The sequence below is a fragment of the Micromonospora sp. NPDC003944 genome (assembly GCF_053605225.1).
Window position 1 is genome coordinate 149,872 of record NZ_JBSGIV010000002.1, and the last position, 17,694, is coordinate 167,565.

Annotated in this window: 13 protein-coding genes; 6 read left to right on the plus strand and 7 right to left on the minus strand. The window is 69.0% G+C overall.

The features are described from left to right. Positions 1 to 48: 48 nt before the first annotated feature. On the minus strand, positions 49 to 591 hold the full coding sequence (locus ACWER9_RS01835) for a carboxymuconolactone decarboxylase family protein (protein WP_452299983.1): 543 nt from the start codon (positions 589 to 591) through the stop codon (positions 49 to 51). 246 nt (positions 592 to 837) lie between these two features. Here ACWER9_RS01835 and ACWER9_RS01840 point away from each other — a divergent pair, with 246 nt between their 5' ends. Further along, the gene (locus ACWER9_RS01840) at positions 838 to 2,406 is read left to right on the plus strand and encodes an NAD(P)-binding domain-containing protein (protein ID WP_452299984.1); all 1,569 of its coding nucleotides are present in this window, start codon (positions 838 to 840) and stop codon (positions 2,404 to 2,406) included. A gap of 22 nt (positions 2,407 to 2,428) precedes the next feature. On the opposite strand, the gene ACWER9_RS01845 is transcribed toward ACWER9_RS01840, so the two are convergent. From ACWER9_RS01845 to ACWER9_RS01870, 6 genes are all read right to left on the minus strand, one after another. Beyond that, positions 2,429 to 3,079, minus strand: a complete 651-nt coding sequence (locus ACWER9_RS01845; protein WP_452299985.1) for a nitroreductase family protein — start codon at positions 3,077 to 3,079, stop codon at positions 2,429 to 2,431. A 56-nt stretch (positions 3,080 to 3,135) separates the two neighbouring features. Continuing rightward, on the minus strand, positions 3,136 to 4,284 hold the full coding sequence (locus ACWER9_RS01850) for a carboxylate-amine ligase (RefSeq protein WP_452299986.1): 1,149 nt from the start codon (positions 4,282 to 4,284) through the stop codon (positions 3,136 to 3,138). A 178-nt stretch (positions 4,285 to 4,462) separates the two neighbouring features. After that, positions 4,463 to 5,587 carry a M20/M25/M40 family metallo-hydrolase gene (locus ACWER9_RS01855; protein WP_452299987.1) on the minus strand — a complete coding sequence of 375 codons (1,125 nt, stop codon included), beginning with the start codon at positions 5,585 to 5,587 and terminating at the stop codon, positions 4,463 to 4,465. Between the two features lie 260 nt (positions 5,588 to 5,847). Further along, a complete protein-coding gene (locus ACWER9_RS01860) occupies positions 5,848 to 6,600 on the minus strand; it encodes a VOC family protein (RefSeq protein ID WP_452299988.1) in 753 nt (250 codons plus the stop codon). Between the two features lie 102 nt (positions 6,601 to 6,702). Beyond that, positions 6,703 to 7,965, minus strand: a complete 1,263-nt coding sequence (locus ACWER9_RS01865) for a glycosyltransferase (RefSeq protein ID WP_452299989.1) — start codon at positions 7,963 to 7,965, stop codon at positions 6,703 to 6,705. A gap of 321 nt (positions 7,966 to 8,286) precedes the next feature. After that, complete coding sequence (locus tag ACWER9_RS01870) at positions 8,287 to 9,549, minus strand: glycosyltransferase (RefSeq protein ID WP_452299990.1); 1,263 nt, start codon at positions 9,547 to 9,549, stop codon at positions 8,287 to 8,289. Positions 9,550 to 10,010: 461 nt separating this feature from the next. Between ACWER9_RS01870 and ACWER9_RS01875 the strand changes: the two genes are divergently transcribed. From ACWER9_RS01875 to ACWER9_RS01895, 5 genes are all read left to right on the plus strand, one after another. Continuing rightward, positions 10,011 to 10,928, plus strand: a complete 918-nt coding sequence (locus tag ACWER9_RS01875; protein WP_452299991.1) for a glycosyltransferase — start codon at positions 10,011 to 10,013, stop codon at positions 10,926 to 10,928. After that, positions 10,925 to 12,820: an ABC transporter ATP-binding protein gene (locus tag ACWER9_RS01880; RefSeq protein ID WP_452299992.1), complete on the plus strand. Its 1,896-nt coding sequence runs from the start codon at positions 10,925 to 10,927 to the stop codon at positions 12,818 to 12,820. Before ACWER9_RS01875 ends, ACWER9_RS01880 begins: the two co-directional genes overlap by 4 nt. Beyond that, positions 12,817 to 14,601 carry an ABC transporter ATP-binding protein gene (locus ACWER9_RS01885; RefSeq protein WP_452299993.1) on the plus strand — a complete coding sequence of 595 codons (1,785 nt, stop codon included), beginning with the start codon at positions 12,817 to 12,819 and terminating at the stop codon, positions 14,599 to 14,601. The genes ACWER9_RS01880 and ACWER9_RS01885 overlap by 4 nt, the downstream gene beginning before the upstream one ends. Before the next feature lie 172 nt (positions 14,602 to 14,773). After that, positions 14,774 to 15,187, plus strand: a complete 414-nt coding sequence (locus ACWER9_RS01890) for a peptidase inhibitor family I36 protein (protein ID WP_452299994.1) — start codon at positions 14,774 to 14,776, stop codon at positions 15,185 to 15,187. Positions 15,188 to 15,779: 592 nt separating this feature from the next. Further along, on the plus strand, positions 15,780 to 17,621 hold the full coding sequence (locus tag ACWER9_RS01895) for a hypothetical protein (RefSeq protein ID WP_452299995.1): 1,842 nt from the start codon (positions 15,780 to 15,782) through the stop codon (positions 17,619 to 17,621). Positions 17,622 to 17,694: the final 73 nt, after the last annotated feature.

Genomic DNA, 17,694 nt, shown 5'->3' on the forward strand with positions numbered 1-17,694 from the left:
GGGCGCGGGAGGAGACGCGCCCGCCGGGGCGGGCGCGGGACCCGATGACTACGCCCGATAGCCCTCGGCGACGATACGTCGCGCCGACTCCTCGTACGCCGCCGGCTCGGTGGGCGCGAACGTGCCCAGCCCGTCGACGTATCGGTTGTACATGCAGAAGGCCGCAGCGATCAGCACCGTGTCGTGGATTTCCAGGTCACTGGCGCCCTCACGTCGGGCCGCAGCGACCAGGTCAGCCGTCACCTTCCGACCGTCCTGCTGGACCGCCGCGGCGATGTGCAGCAGGGCGCGCAGCTTCACGGAGATCGGTGCCGTGTCGGGGTCGGCGCGGACCTGGTCGACCAGAGTCATTCCGGTGTCGAGCTGCGCTGCGGCGAACGCCGAGTGCGACGAACAGCAGAACGTGCATTCGTTGAGGCCCGAGACGTAGGCGGCGATCAGTTCCCGCTCGCCGGCGGTCAACGGGTGCGGCCCTCGCAACAGCACCTCCGCCAGCGCGTTGAGCGGTCCGGCGGTCTCCGGACGGTACTTCATCAGACCGGAGATTCCGGGGAGCTGCTGCTCGTCGAGGCCGAGGTCGATGTGTGCCATGCTGCCACGCTCCTGGTCTAGTGCGGATGACGCCGACGAATCGTCTGGCGCCTTCTGTCGACAGTGGACTTGGTGGTGGCGCAGATTTTGGCAGACATCATCGGTCGAAACTTCTTCCTTCGTGCCCTCTTTCCGGTCGGTGGGATCGGTGGCCGGGTGTGACCGCGCCGCTGGACGCCGCACCGTTGACAGGTCGGCCGTCCATAGGAGATTGTCGCCTCCCGTGGGCGCGACGAGGAGGTTCCCGTGCGGCAGGCCGAGGATCACGTTGAAGTCGACGAACACCAGTACGTGATCATCGGTGCCGGCCCAGCTGGCATCCAGCTCAGCTACTACCTGCAGCAGATCGGCGCGGATTACGTGACCCTGGAGCGGGCAGCGGAACCGGCCGAGTTCTTCCGGCGGTTTCCCCGGCACCGCCGGCTGATCTCGCTCAACAAGGTGCACTCGGTGAGCGACGATCCCGAGATCCGCCTGCGCTGGGACTGGAATTCCCTGCTGCACGAGCCCGCGGAGCTTCCCTTCGCCAACTACAGCAATGAGTACTTCCCGCACGCCGATGACATGGTGCGCTACGTGGGTGACTTCCAGCGGCACCACAAGCTCGCGGTCCGCTTCGGGGTGACAGTCGAACGGATCGAGCAGCGCGTCGGCTATTTCCTGGTACACACCGATGACCAGACCCTGCGCTGCCGGGCCGTGATCGTCGCCACCGGCTGGGTCCGACCGAACGTGCCGGCCATCCGTGGGATCGAGCACGCCGTCGGGTACGAGGAGATGGAGACCGACCCGGCCGCGTACGCCGGCAAGCGGGTGCTGATCATCGGCAAGGGGAACTCGGCCTTCGAGACCGCCTCGGCGATCCTCGGGCAGGCGTCGATGGTGCACCTGGCGAGTCCCCGGCCGCTGCGGCTCGCTTGGAACACCAAGCATCCCGGCGACGTACGCGGGCACCACGGCGCGGTGCTCGACAGCTATCAGTTCAAGACTCTGCACTCGGTGCTGGACTGCGTCATCGACGAGATCCGACCCGGAGCCGACGGCGGTTACGAGGTGCATCTCACCTACACCCACGCCGACGGTGAGACCGCCATGCTGGAGTACGAGTCGGTCATCCGCTGCACCGGATTCGCGATGGACACCTCGATCTTCGACTCGGGCTGCCAGCCGGAGTTGGTGGCCAGCGGTCGGATGCCGACGACCGGACCGGACTGGCAGTCGACAAACATCGACGGGCTCTACTTCGCGGGCACCCTCGCCCAAGCACGGGACTTCAAACGAGCCTCGTCCGCGTTCATCGACGGCTTCCGGTACAACCTCCGCACGCTGACCGCCCTGCTGCGCGAGCGCTATGACGGGGTGCCGCTGGCGTACTCCGTGGTGGCCAGCGACGCCGACATCCTCACTGCCCTGACGCTCGACCGGCTCAACTGGAGTTCCGCACTCTGGACCCAGTTCGAGTACCTCTGCGACGTACTGGTGGTGGACGAGACGACCGGCGAGGTCCGGCACCACGTCGACCTACCCGAGGACCTCGCCCGGTCACGGTTCCACGACGAGCCGCACTACTACACCTTCGGCCTGCGCTGGGGCCGCGACGACTACGGTGACGTCTTCGCGATCGAGCGGCATCCCGAGCCGCACCGGGCGGCCGAGAGTGCGTTCATCCATCCGGTCGTCCGGCGCTACCACGGCGAGACGCTGATCGACGAACTCCACCTGTTGGAGGATTTGTTGGCCGAGTGGCGACGCCCGGAGCGCCACGTCTCGCCGCTGCGGGCGTTCTTCGCCCGCGAGTTGCAGCTACGGCGCTGATTCGCGCATTGCCGTACACCGATCACCGCCTGATCAGCACCTCCGACATCGGCTTGCGGGCGAGATCGGGAACGGTCGCGTCGGGGGCAGGGTGCCCAACCGGCATCACCACGTACGGCCGCTCCTCCGGGGGCCGCTCGCACACCTCGTTGAGAAAGCGCATCGGACTGGGAGTGTGGGTCAGCGTGGCGAGGCCAGCGTGGTGCAGCGCGCTGATCAGCAGCCCGACAGCGATGCCCACCGACTCCTTGACGTAGTAGGGCTTCGGACTGTTCGGGCCCTGATGCACCTCGAAAACCACGATGACGACCGGCGCCACCTCCAGGAACGGTTTACGCCAATCCGTCGCCATCGGGGCGATCGCCGCCAACCACTCCGCGCTGGCCCGCCGGGCGTAGAACTCACGTTCCTCGGCCTCGGCCGCCTCACGCAGGCGCCGCCGGCGATCGGGGTCGGTCACCACGACGAACCGCCACGGTTGCAGGTTCGCGCCGCTCGGTGCCGTCGCCGCGGCGCGGATCGCCTCCTCGACCACGACCAGCGGCACGGGTTCGGGCGAGAAGTGGCGCATGGACCGGCGGGTCGACATCAGATCCGCGAAGGTCCGGGCCGCCTCGAGCATGTCCGCTGTCGTCCTGGTGCCGATTCCGGCGCGGTCTGTCCCGATGGTCATGTACGCCTCCCGACGTCTCCCACCGCTTCAGCATCACGCATGAGGATCGACTGCGGTTACGTAAACGTGCTCTCGTTGCGCGGCTGGTGCACCGCACTGGGTTCGGTCACCGCGATCAGGTAGTCGACCGCGTCGGTCAACCGGCCCCGGCTGGCCACCGCCGCACGCTGGCGGGCCGCGCCGCTTCCCATGCGGAACAGCCGGGCCAGCCCGGAGTCGACCAGCACATCGTCGCCGTGGTCCCGCAGCACCGGCAGCAACGACCGGACGAGGTCGGTGAGCACGTCCCGGGTCGGTGCCGGGCGGCCGGTGCGCAGGTCGAGCACGTGGCCTTCCAACCCGTCGCGCGCCGCCCGCCAATACGCCGCCCGGAGTAGCTCAGCGGGAATGTCGGGACCGTCCTCACCTCGGTCCACCGCCTCGGCGGCCCGGACCACCAGGGCGCGGACCAGAGCGGCGTAGAGCGCCGACTCATGCGCGGTGACCGGGACGTCGGCCACCCGGATCTCCAGCGTCGGGTGGTTCATCGAGGGGCGGATGTCCCAGAAGATCGTGCCGGCGTCGACCGTCGCGCCCGCTGTGAGCAGGGTTTCCACGATCTGTTCGTAGTGGGCGAGCGAGGTGAACGCGGGCGGCGGGCCGGCGACCGGCCAGCGAGGCCAGATCATCGTCCGCCAGCTCGCGTATCCGGAGTCCCGCCCGGCCCAGAACGGCGAGTTCGCGCAGAGCGCGAGCAGAAGGGGCAGGTAGGCCCGGAGGTGGTTGCTGACCAGCACGGCGCGTTCCCGGTCGGGCAGTTCGACATGTACGTGTAGCGCGCAGATGGCCAGTTCGTCGTGCAGGCCACGGAACGTGGCCGTGCCACGGTCCTGCCTGGCGCCCTCGGTGACCGGCGGCGGGATCGGGCCGGGCAGCACGGGTGTGCCGGTGGCGATGACGCGCAACCCGACGCTGGCGGCACATTCGGCGATGACCCGGCGTGCCTCGATCAGTTGGGTGAGCAGCTCCGCCACCGAAGTGGTGGGCAGGGTCCTCGTCTCCACGTGCAGCTTGGTGATCTCACCGGAGACACCGGCGCCGAGGCGGGCCCGGGCCGCTTGCACGACCGTGTCGGCCTGGGGTGTCACGGACCGGGTGACCGGGTCGACGACGAAGAACTCCTCCTCGACCCCGAGGCGTGGTGCCGACCCCGTCGTGGCGCTCATTTCGCTTGCCCGCACGTCGATCGCCCTCTCTCGGCCACCGCCGCCGCACCGCGTGCGGCCAGTGCGACAGGTTACCGGTCGCTGGCGCTGCGGTGGTAGTGACGAGGCGATCGGCCCGGCGCCCGCAGTGTCCACAAGCGATAGCGGCATCGTGTGTTGAGCGGGTCGTGGTCACTTGTCACTGCTGGGTCCGGGCGAGCGGCTGGTTCGCCGCGGCGGGCGGGGCGTCCGGCCCGGGCGCGGTCAGGATGCGCGCCATCAGGGCCGCCAACAGCGCGGTCCGCTCGGGCATCCGCGAGACGTCCACATACTCGCCCCGGGCGTGCGGGCACCCGCCCACGCCACCCAGTCCGTCGAGGGTCGGCACACCGAGCGCGCCGGTGAAGTTGGCATCCGACGCTCCGGGCGCCTGGACGCCGCTCACCGGTGGCAGACCGAGTTCGGCGGCTACCGCCCGGGCCGCCTCCAGCAGCGGTAGCGCCACCTCGGCCGGCATCGGATACCGGTTGATCCCGCCAGCGATGCTGAGCCGGGCTCCTCCGAGCCGGGGTGCCAGCGCCCGGATCGACCTGTCCACCCGGTGAAGTTCGTCCCTGGTCCACGCCCGCACATCGACGGAGAGGACCGCGGATTCGGGCACCACGTTGGTCATCGTGCCGGCGGAGAGTGTCGTGGGTGTCACGCTGGTCTCGCCCGAGGCCAGCGCGCCGACCGCGAGGACGTGGTGGGCCAGCTCCACGCTGGCGTTGATCCCGCGGTGTGGCTCGACGCCAGCGTGCGCGGCGCGCCCGGTCACCTCGACCCGGTAGACCGATCCGCCCTTGCGAGCCACCTTCAGCTCTCCGGACTCGGTGCTGGGCTCACCGACCAGGACCGTGCCGGATCGTCGGGCCTGTTGCTCGATCAGGGGGCGCGAGGCGGTGGATCCGCTCTCCTCGTCGCAGGTGAGCAGCAGGCCGATCCGGGAGGTGTCCGGCAGCAGCTCGAGGGCGGTGAGCATCTGCACGATGCCGGCCTTCATGTCGCACACGCCGGGTCCGGTGGCAATGGTGCCGGTCAGGGCGAACGGCCATTCCCGGATCGTTCCCGTCGGCCAGACCGTGTCGTAGTGCCCCAGCAACAGCACCCGTTGCTCTGCTGCCGGCCAGAGCAGGTGGGGAAGCCCGTCAAGGATGATCCGCTGAGCCGGGCGGCCCAGCGCGGCGGTGCCCCAGGCCTGCAGCAGGTCCGCGCAGGAGGCCAGTTCGGCGGTGGCCCCTGGTGGTGACTCGCGGGTCACCACCTCGTCCAACCGGTTGATCATCAGCCCAGCTCTGGCTCGCGCACCGCGGCCGAATTCATTGACATCGATCATCGTTAAATGGTGTCATCCGGGCCGCGTCGGGAGCAGGACTGTTGTGCCATCTGTTGCCCGGTCCTCGGGTATCCCCTGCTCTGGGGCTCGGATACGGCACGATCAGAGGCGACGGGTTCCGCCGGTGCTTCCCGGGACCGCACACGCGGGCGCCACGGTGGGGCCCGACCCGCCTGCCCTACCGTGGCGCCCGACGACGGTGCCCTTTCCTACTCCTGTAGCACGGAGAGGATGTTGCCGGCCGGGTCGCGGAACCAGGCGATCGGTGGGCCCTCGCCACGATAGATGCCGTTGGCGTCGACATTGTCGTACGCCTCGAAGACCACGCCCCGCTCGCGCAGCGTCGCCACCGCCTGCTCGATGTCCTCGACCGGGAAGTTGAGCATCGTGTAGGTGGCGGGCTGATGCTCGGACTTGGGATAGACCAGCACTTCCTTACCGCCGGCCAGGCGCAGGTGCAACATGCCGTACTCCTCGTCCACGTCCAGCCCCAACGTCTCGCCGTAGAACCTCTGCGCCGCCGGGATATCGTCCACGGAGAACCCGCTGAACGCCTTGGAATGCGCCAGCGTCGTCCCTGCCGTGGTCGGGGCGGCCCGCTGCGATGCGAGATACGCCTCGTTGAGTTCGATGATCTGCACGTAGTTGCCGTCCGGGTCGAGAAGCGTGCCGAAGATCCCGTCCTTGCGTTCCTCCACGGGGGCGAGCCACGTCACCCCGATGCCGTCGAGGTGGGCGGCGACCGCCCGGGCGTCGTCGACCTCGAAGTTGAGGATCATGCGGCCCGGTTCGGCATTCTTGACCGCGACGTCGTCACGGCCATCCATCAGCACGTCGACCCCACCGAAGTCGAGGAACCCCGACGGTGTCACTACCGGGGAAAAGGCGGCGACGTACCACGCGCGCAGCCGCTCGGGGTCGGCCGTGCCAAGCAGGATGCTGCCGAGCCGGAGTTGTGCCATGTGCTCCTCCTCGTGACGTTCCCAAAGACTTTCAGACCCGTCTATCACATGCAGGCGGGCGGTTCGCGTCGCGCCACGCGCGTTGACCGCTCGGACGTCGATTCAGCCTTGTGGTGACTCGCCGATCTGCCGCGCGAGCGTCTCGGTGAGACGGACGGACCGCCCGACGCGGTGGGCCTCGGTCAACAGGGCTCTTCCCCAGCGGGGCCAGAGCCCGGCCAGCCGGGAGGTGAGCAGCACGGTGTCCGCCGCGCCGTCGGCGAGCACGCTACGCAGGCCGATCGTGTGGTGCCCCACGTGCGAGGTGCCGGAGGTCGCCCTGGCGAGCAGGTCCGCGTCGAAGTCCAGCAGGATCGCCGACGGCAGGGTGGCCGGTATCCGGCCACCCGCCCCGACGATGACCGTGCGGCCCGCCGGGTCCAGGCGGGGTATCTCCTGCGCCAGTTCGGCAGCCACATCGGTCCCGCGCGCCCGGTCCGCCCAGGCCAGCAGGAACTGGTAGCTGACCTCCAGGTCCAACGGGCTGACGCGTCGCATCAGCCGCCAGACGATCTCGATGGGTGGCTCCGGATGCTTCACCATCAGCCGGCGGAGGTTGACCATGCAGTCGGCCAGGATCGCGTCCGTGTCGCGGTCGTGGGGGGCGTGTACCGCCCACGCCTGCCGGCTGACGCGGAACCCGACCCCGTCCTTGAACAACCGGTAGGCGAGTTCCAGATCCTCCAGGCCCCAGCCACGGAAGTCCTCGTCGAAGCCGCCCAGCCGCCAGAAGTCGTCGGCCCGCAGGGAGCAGTTCAACGTCCAGAACAGCACCCATGGGGCGGCCAGCCGGCCCAGATCGAAGTCGCAGGCGACGAACTGTGGTTGTCTGGCGTCGGCGAAGCTCGCCTCGTGGTGGAATCGGGCGACGATCTGCTCGGGCGGCATCTCGGCGGCTGCTGTCAGATAACCGGGTGCGGCCGCGGCGGGATCGTATCCGTAGGCGTAGCCCACCACCGCCGTGCGTTCGCCGGCAGCGTGTGCGGCGAGATGGCACTGCAGGTAGTCCGGTCCGACGAGTGCACCGGTGTCCAGGAACACCAGGATCGGGGCCGTCGCCAGCCGGGCGCCGGCGTTGCGCGCGGCACCCGCCCGGAAACCCTGGTCCGGCTGGAAGTGGTAGCGGATGGTCAGCGTCTTCGCGGCCTCCGCTACCACCGCACGGGTGTCGTCCGACGAGCCGTCGTCGGCGACGATGACCTCGAACATCTCCGTCGGCATCCGCTGCCGGGCCAGATTGTCCAGGGTCTGGCGCAGCAGGTCGCTGCGGTTGAAGGTCGGGACGATGATCGACAGTTGCGGGCTGTTCCTGGCTGAGGTCGGCATGCGCACCCTTCGGATCGAGTCCCCGGCAACCAGTCTGCCGACTGTCATCCGTTAACACGCCTCACAGATTGCCGTTCTACCCCCGATCGTCTGCCGGTACCCGGCGTCGCTGACCGGCCGGGCCGGCGTCACCGGGCGGGCCGGCGGGCGACGCCGGGCGCACGCTTGGCGCGGCAGGAGAGGGGGTGGGCTGCGCCGGTCGCACAGCAGTGACGGCGCATCATCGCCTCCCAGGTGATCTGTGCAGCCAGCAGGGGTGGTGCCAGCCGACGGACGCCGGCGGTAGTCCCCAGCCGGGCGCTGCGTCGTGTCGGTGCCGGCTCAGTAGCGTCTGAGGGCGCGGACCTGCCTGGCCAGCGCGTCGGTGAGGCGCACCGAGCGGCCGATCCGGTGCGCTTCCACCAGGAAGTCCGCACCCCAGCGGGGCCAGAGCCCGGCCAGCCGGGAGGTCAGGAGGACGGTCTCGACCGCGTCGTCGGCCAGCGGCGTGCGCAGGCCGATCGCGTGGTGTGCCCGGTGCGAGGTCCCAGAGGCGGCCTTCGCCAGCAGTTCGGCGTCGAAGTCCAGCAGCACCGCGCCGGACAACGCCGCCGGTACCCGGCCACCCGCGCCGAGGATGGCCGTCTGACCGGCGGCGTCGCAGTGGGGCAGTTCCCGCTGCACCTCGCCTGCCACGTCGACCGCCCGCATCCCCTCGGTCCAGGAGAGCAGGAACTGGTAGTTCTCCTCCAGTGCCAGCAGTTGGGTACGCTGCATTACTTTCCAGACGATTTCCACCGGCGGCTGCGGGTGCTGCGCGAGGAACCGCGCGATGTTGGCCTTGCCGTCGACCATGTTGGCGTCCCGGTCGCGGCCCTGGGGCGCGTGCACCGCCCATGCCGACCGGGTCAGGCGGAAGCCGACCCCGTCTTTGAACAGCCGGTAGGCGAGTTCCAGATCCTCGATGCCCCAGCGCCGGAACTCCTCGTCGAACCCCCCGACCCGCCAGAAGTCCTCGGCGCGCACCGAGCAGTTCAACGACCAGAACAGCACCCATGGGGCGGCCAGCGATCCCAGGTCGAAGTTGGCGGCGGCGAAGTAGGCGTGTCTGGGGTCGAAGAAACTCGGCTCGTCGCAGAATTGGGCAACGACCTGCTCGGGCAGAACCCCTTCCATCGCCGCTGCCAGACCAGGCATCTCGCCGTCGATGTCGTAGCCGTAGGCGTAACCGACAAGTGCCGTGCGCTCGCCCTCGGCGTGCTCGGCGAGGACGCGCTCCAGGAATTCCGGGGCGACGAAGGTGCCGGTGTCCAGAAATACCAGGATCGGTGCGGTGGACAACCGTGCGCCGGCGTTGCGCGCCGCGCCGGCCCGGAAGCCGTCGTCCGATTGAAAGTGGTACCGAATGTGCAGCGTCGCGGCGGCTTCGTCCACCACGGTGCGGGTGTCGTCGGACGATCCGTCGTCGGTGACGATGACCTCGAACTTCTTCGCCGGCAACCGTTGCCGTGCCAGGTGCTTCAGCGTCTGCCGCAGCGCCTGGCTGCGGTTGTAGGTCGGAATGATGACCGACACCTGTACGTCGGTACGGGTTGGACGTGACATGGGGGCACCCTTCCGGTTTGGGCCGGCGGTGGCCAGTCTGTCACCGGCCTCCAGGCCGTCTCATCTCCCGAATTGCCGTCCGGAGCCGCACGGGTGACGGCCGTGGGAGCGCACACACGGAGATGCATCCGCGTCGATCGCCCTGCAAGGCTGTGGCGACCTGTCCGGTTCAGGTGCGTGTGACCGCGCCGCAGGTCCGAGCGGCCTTCTCGGGTGGGCTTGGACGACGCTGCCGACGACGTGCCGGGCGCGCGCTGGCCAGCCGCTCAGGGGCCTGGTCGCGGCGGGTGAGAACCACGATGACCATCGGAAGATCCGTCCACCTCGATTGCTCACCGTGCAGATCGTCTGCGCGGGTTCCGCTTCTCGGCACCGGTGCCGGCTGACCGCGTGGTGACGCGTGCGGCGTGGTCACCACCGGGGCTGGGCGTCGGTCGAGCCGTTGATTAGCAGGAGACAAAATGGCCAACTCGCGGCGCTGTAGCGTGGTAATCCCGACCTACAACCGGGCTGACCTGCTCGCCTACACATTGGATTCGCTGACCCGGCAGAGCCTGCCGACCGACCGGTTCGAGGTCCTGATTGGCGACGACGGGTCCACCGACCACACCACGTCGGTGATTGACCGCTACCGGGACCGGCTCGATCTGCACCACCTTTATCAGGAGCACGACGGCGTCGGCGTCACCCGCGCGCGCAACGCGTGCATCAGGCGCGCGACGGGTGAGATCTGCGTGATGCTCGACTCCGGCGTCCTGGCACATTCCGGGTTGCTCGCCGCGCACCTGGTCCGCCACGAGTCGGCGCCCGGACCAGTCGCGGTCATCGGTTACGTCTATGGCTTCGACCTTGACGGCGACAACAACAGCAAACTCGAGCAGTTGATCGACCCGTGGGACGCGGACAGGGCGATCGATCGCCTCACCGCCCAGGGTGGCTATTCCGACGTCCGTGAAGGGTTCTACCGGCGCTACGACAACGATGACTTCGCCGACCTACCGGCACCGTGGATCATGTACTGGACGTGCAATGTGTCGGCGCGTACCAGCCAACTGCGGGGCGTGGGCCTTTTCGACGAGACCTTCCGCACCTTGGGTGGCGAGGATCTGGATCTGGCATACCGGCTGCATTGTGACGACGCCCGCTTCGTGCTCGACCGCGCCGCCAGCGCCGTGCACTATCCCCACCCCAAGGACTTCACGCAGAACCTGACGAACGCGACGATCAACTACCAGCACATGATCGGTAAGTACCGCTCTCCGGTCATGCCGCTGCTCCTGGCGGTGCCGACGATCCACCCATTCAACATCAACGACGTGATCGCCGTGCTGGACCTGCCGCCGAACGCCACCCGGATGGACGGGAAGCAGGCTCGGTGACGGCCAGGTGGAACACCGCACTGGCAGAGCTGAGCAAGCGGTGGAGCATCGTCGGGATCCTGCCGCGCGCCGGCAGGAGGCCGATCGCCGGCCTCGCCGCGATCAACGTTCTCCTGGGTGTCCTTCCGGTGGTCTTCGTGATTGCCACGAGCAACCTCCTCGGTCGCGTGCCCGAGGCGGTCACCGGCGGAACGGGTTCGGCGGCCTGGCGCTCGGTGCTCGCCATCTTCGCGGTGGCCGCGTCGGCCTTCGTCGGTCAGCAGATCGCGGCGCCCTTCCAGGGCTCGCTCGGCGAACTGGTGGCCCGCCGCGTCGACGGGCAGATGTTCGACGAGCTGATGGCCGCCGCTCTGCGGTCCCGGGGCGTAGCGCCCCTGGAGGATCAGGTGGCCCTACAGGACCTCCGGGCGGCCGTCAACGAGGTGCAGTACGGCTTCCAGAGCCCCGGGCAGGCCTGCGCCGGCCTGCTCGCGCTCGGCGCCCGATACGTGCAACTCATCGGTTACGCCGCGGTCGTCGCCCTCGCGTTCGCCTGGTGGGCGGCCCTGGCCCTGGTCGTGGTGGTGCTGCTGTTCCGCTACGGCCAACGCAACGGCATCCGCCATTACTCCCGGCTGCGCTACGCCCTCGACGGGCCCGAACGCAAGATCGACTATCTGCGCGACCTCGGTATCCAACCGGCGGCCGGCAAGGAGATCCGCGTCTTCGGACTCGCCGGCTGGCTGACCGTGACGCTCGATCAGGCATACCGGGCCTGGCTGGCGCCGCTCTGGGTGGCCCGCCGGCGGCTCTACCTCTGGCCCTTCTTCCGGTACGCCCTGGTCGGGCTGGTCCTCACCGGCATGGTCTTCGCCTTCACCGGGCGCGCTGCGGCTGACCAGCTCACCCTCACCGGCTTCGCGCTGGTCATGCAGGCCAGCCTCGGCGCCCTGCGGCTGTCGGAGTTCTATCCCGAGGCGGACAACCAGATCGCCGTGGGCATGACCGCCTACGCCGCCGTCCAACGGTTCGCCGAGCAGGTCGACGCCTACCCGGCCGAGGTCCGCGGCGCCGATCCGGACCGGGCCCCGGCCCCCGCTGCGGCCGCCGTACCCGATCCTGTCGCCACCATCCACTTCGACCGGGTCTCGTTCTCCTACCCCCGGCAGGACCGGCTCGTCTTCGACCACCTGGACCTGACGATCCCGGTGGGCCGGTGCACGGCGATCGTCGGCCTGAACGGGGCCGGTAAGACCACCCTGATCAAGCTGCTCGCCCGGCTCTACGAGCCGACCGGCGGAACGATCCGGGTCGACGGAGTCGACATCCGCACGTACCCGGTCACCCAGTGGCGCCGCAAGCTCGGCGTCATCTTCCAGGACTTCGCCCGCTACGAGATCTCGGCGGCGGCGAACATCGGCTACGGCGCGATCGACGCCGCCGACGACCGCGAGGGCATCGAACAGGCGGCGCGGGCGGTCGGCATGGCCGACGACCTGGCGCGGCTACCCCGAGGTCTGGACACGCCGCTGACCACGCAGATCCTCGGCGGCACCGACCTCTCCGGAGGGCAGTGGCAGCGGATGGCGCTGGCCCGCGCCCTGTTCGCGCTGCGCCACGGTTCACCCATCGTGGTCCTCGACGAGCCCACCGCGAGCCTCGACGTCCGCGCCGAGGCCCGGTTCTTCGACGAGTTCGCGGAGCTGACCCAGGGCGCCACCACCCTGCTGATCTCCCACCGCTTCTCCACGGTGCGGCAGGCCGACCACGTCGTCGTCCTGGCCGACGGCACGGTCGTCGAGCAGGGCAGCCACGACGAGCTCATCGCCCTCGACGGCCGCTACGCCCGACTGTTCCGACTTCAGGCCGACCGGTTCACCGAGGACGCACCGCCCGAGGAGGTGACGACATGATCACCGTACTCGCAGGTTGTCGACAGCTTCTGGGCACCGCCTGGCGGATGGACCGCACCCGGACAATCGCCTCCATCGTCCTGATGGCCTGCGGCGCGCTCGCCGCCCCCCTGCTTGCCGTCGGTCTCGGCGCGATGACCGACGCCGTGGTGGCCGGACGTTGGCGCGAGGGGGCCGTCAACGGCGTCCTGGTCGCCATCCTGGCCATCGTCTCGCTCACCTTCAGCCACTTCGCCCACGTGCTCTACTTCGAACTCTCCGAGCTCGCCGAGATCGACTTCGACAGGCAGCTGATCGGCCTCTCCAACGGGACCGTCGGCATCGCCCACCACGAGCAGGCCGAGCAGGCCGACTCGCTGACCGTCCTGCAGCGGGAGAGCCGCCGCTTCCGTGCCGGCCTGGAGGCCCTGTTCGCCGGGGTGAGCCTGGTGCTCGCCATGGTCGTCACCGCCGTGCTGCTGGCCCGGTTGCACCCACTGTTGCTGCTGTTGCCGCTGGCGGCGATCCCCCCGCTGTACACCGGGCGGCTGGCCGAGCGGCGCCTTGACGCGGCCAAGACCGCGACCGCCGAGCCGGTCCGCCTCTCGCTCAACTTGTTCACCCTGGCCACCTCCTCCCGCCACGCCGGTGAGGTGCGGGTCTTTCGGCTACAGGAGCAGCTCCGTCGCCGGCGCGCCGAGTTGTGGGCGCGCTCCACGAGCGGACTGCACCGGGCCCAGAGCGCAGCCGCCGCCACACTGGTCGCCGGGCAACTGGTCTTCGCCGTCGCGTACGTGGGCGGCGTTCTGCTGATCCTGCGCGACGCCACCACCGGCCGGCACAGCGTCGGTGCGGTGGTCCTCGCCGTGGCTCTCGCCGCCCAGGTCAATCAGCAGGTCACCACGGCGGTCGCGCTGATGCAGGATCTCTTCCGGATGGCCAGCACCTACCAGCGGATGGCGCAGCTGAACTCCAGGGTCGTCGTGCCCCAGGCAACCTCCGCGGGTAACCTGCCGCCCGATCGACTGCGGGCCGGAATCGTCTTCGACAACGTCGAGTTCAGCTACCCGGTGACCGACGCGGTCGCGCTGCGCGGCGTCGATCTCACCCTGCCTGCCGGTTCCATTGTCGCGATCGTCGGCGAGAACGGCGCCGGGAAGACCACCCTGGTCAAGCTCCTCTGCGGCTTCTACCAGCCGACCCGGGGTCGATTACTGATCGACGGGGTCGACCTGCGCGAGTTGCCCATGGACGCGTGGCGGCAGCGGATCGCCGCCGGATTCCAGGACTTCATCCGCTACGAGCTGCTCGCCCGCCAGACAATCGGCGTGGGCGACCTGGCCCAGATCGACAACGACGCCGCGGTGCGGGCGGGGTTGGAACGCGCCCGGGGCGCCGACGTGCTCACCCACCTCCCGCAGGGGTTGCAGACCCAGCTCGGCAAGAGCTACGCCGACGGTGCGGAACTCTCCGGTGGCCAGTGGCAGAAGCTGGCGCTCGGCCGGGCCCTGATGCGCCAGACCCCGCTGCTGCTGGTCCTCGATGAGCCGACCTCCGCGCTGGACCCGGAGGCCGAGCACGGTCTCTTCGACCGGTACGCCGAACAGTCCCGGCTTGTCGCCACCACGACCGGCGCGATCACCGTGCTCGTCTCGCACCGGTTCTCTACCGTCCGGATGGCCGACCAGATCATCGTCGTGCGTGACGGGCGCATCGCCGAGGTGGGCAGCCACGCCGAACTGATCCACGCCGGCGGTCAGTACGCCGAGCTGTTCGCGCTGCAGGCCAGGGTGTACCAGTGAGGGGTCTCCCGGGGTGTCGGGCACCTCCGCGCTGGTGCTGCTCGACGACAGAGCGTAGGCAGCCTGTCCGGACTGAGCAACGAGAACCCGAACCGCGGGCCTGATGTTGACCGAGGTGAACAGCGGGGCACCGCAGAAGATCAGATATAGATAACTATCGATTGGAACTCTCGTGAATCGTCGCATTCCCGGCCGGTCATCCGCCATCCTGTCCCTGCTCGCTACCAGCACCCTGATGCTCGCCGTCCCGGCGGGCGCCGCGAGCGCCACGCCCCGCGCGAGCGCCCCGAGCACCGCCGCCGACAGCTCCTGTCCGTTCACCCGCACGCTCTGCCTGTGGGACGGTGCGAACTTCACCGGCACCCGGTTCACCGTGCAGGCACACACGTCCTCCGGCACCTGCGTCAATCTCGCCGCGCACGGCTGGGGCAACGGTCGAGCGAAGTCCGCCCGCAACACCAGCACCCAGGCGGCGACCCTGCGCTCCACCACTGCCTGCGGCGGCAACACGGTCACGATCCTCCCGCAGCCGTACGGACCGTACGGAGCGATCAACATCGCCTCAAACAGCGTGTACGTCTACTAACCCCGCCACCGCGAAGGCCGGTCCCCCACGAGACCGGGGACCGGCCACGATCGAGAACCTCAATCTGAGCAACCACACCCCCACATCGATCGCTGGATGCTCGGCCGAACACGCCACCCCGGCGGGCCGCGGACGCTCGGATTGAGCGCCCTGTATGTGCGGACAGATTGTCGAGGAGGGACGAGACCGCCGCCAAGGCACCCGCCGGGCACCGGTGACCGCGTCGCGGGTTGCACCGAGACGATCCCACGACGCGTCGGGCAGGTCGGCGGCCCATTCGACGATCTCCGCGAGGCGGTTCGATCCCGAAACCACCGCCGCGCTCGCGATCGCGAGCAGTCCCGGCAGCGGATGGATTCCGGCCGCCGGCGTCTTGTGGGTCCGGAGCCCGGGAGGGCCTGCAGCAACCGTGGTGTGTCCTGTTTCGACAGCGGCAAGATGCGCCGCTGCACCGATCGCGACGCCTGCATGACGAGACGCCTTTGATGAACAACGCAGGGCCGACTACCTGGACGCATTGATCGGTGTCTTGACTCTATGCGCCGCCCTGCTCATGATTTACTGCGGCGTTTCAACAGTGGGGGTCAATGTAATGACGCAGGTAGGACCACCGGCAGGAGGCCCCCCATCAGCCGTCACTCTCAGCGATCCCGGACAAGATGGCCGACTCGCGCGTGTCCGTTCCGGCGCGAGGGATTGGCTGACACGCGGGGCCCACCGGCGGGAACTGAGCATCGCGGGCCTCGGTTCAGTGCTCCTCGCTGTCGCGATGACCTGGCTGATTCCGCCGTACGCGATCCGCGTGATGACTGCCGGCGCCAGGACTGTGCCGATCGCCGACCCGGCCCACACCATCGTCGGTGACGCGGGTGACCCGGCGGCCCAAGCATGGCTGGTGGGATGGGATGGCCACGCTCTCACCCACGGTCTGCGTGGCCTGTGGGACACCAACGCCTTCTATCCCGACAAGTACGGCCTGGCCCTCAACGACAGCCTGCTCGGCTACGCCCCGGCAGGGCTGATCGGCAGCGGTGTCGTCGGCGCCGTGCTGCGCTACAACATCCTGTTCGTGCTGGCTTTCGCGCTCGCCTTCCTCGGCGGCTACGCGCTCCTGCGCCAGCTTGGCGCGAACAAGGTCGCCGCCGCGGTAGCCGGGGCCGCCCTCGCGTACGCGCCCTGGCGCTACGGCCACGACGGCCATTTGAATATTCTCTCTACCGGTGGCATCACCCTGGCCCTGGCGATGCTGGCACGCGGCCACGGACTGTCGCTCACCCACGGCTACCGTGCCGAACGAGTCCGGCCGGGCTGGGCGTTCGCTGGCTGGCTGGTCGCGGCCTGGCAGGTCAGCCTCGGCTTCGGCGTGGGGCTGGGATTCGTCTACGTCCTCGCCGCCCTCTGCCTGATCACACTGACAGCCTGGCTGATCCACCGCCCACGCCTCAGCCTCCGGCTGATCGTCGGCGATCTGACCGGCGGGCTGGTCTTCACCGCGGTGACCGGATACTTCGCGTACGCGTACCAACACGTGCGCGAGCTCAACCCACATGTCACCCGGGATTGGGACTACGTCGCGTTCTTCTCCCCGACACTGCGCGGACTTCTCGTGGCGCCGCAGTCCTCGCTGCCCTGGGGCACCCTGCACACCGACGCCCGCACCGCTCTTGGTGGCGCACCGACTGAGAAAGTGCTGCTATGCGGGTACGCACTGTACCTACTGGCCTTCGCCGGGCTGTTCATATCCCGCTGGACACCGACGCAACGGCTTCTGCTGCTGTCTGGGGCGGTCGTCGGAGTGTTGTTCGCGCTAGGCACGAACGGGCCGATCTACCGACTGCTCTACCTTTACGTGCCCGGGTTCGACGGATCCCGTACACCAGGCCGGTTGATCTTGTGGCCCACTCTCTGCCTGGCCATCCTCGCGGCGGGCCTGGTCACCCACCTGGCCGAGGTGGCTCGCAGGGGCGCCAAGCCGCAATGGTCGGTGGAAGCGGCACGGCTAGCGACCGTTCCGTTGCTGGTCCTCGTGCTCGCTGAGGGCCTGCCTGACCTGCAACACCCCCAAACTCCAGCCAAACCGGCCGCGATGGCGCTAGCCTCCGCGCACGCTCCAACCATGGTGTTGCCGTCCGACGACGGCATCGACCTCCACGTCCTACTGTGGTCGACCGACGGTTTTCCCGCCATCGTCAACGGTGCGGCCAGCTACACCACACCCAACCGTCAGGCCATCCGCGACGTCATGGCGACCTTCCCCAGCCAGCCGGCCTTGGATCGGCTGCACCAGCTCGGCATCCGCAGCGTCGTCCTGCTGCGCAACCGGGTCCAAGGCACCCCATACGAACCACTGCTCAACATCCCCGACGTACCCGGCATCACCCGCCACGACGTCGAGTCCGACGTGGTCTACACCATCGACGCCAACATGAAGTGATGGTGGGCGTGTCCTCGGGATACGAGGATCGTCCTGTCGCCAAGGCACGACAAAGGGCCGTCTCGATCTCCCG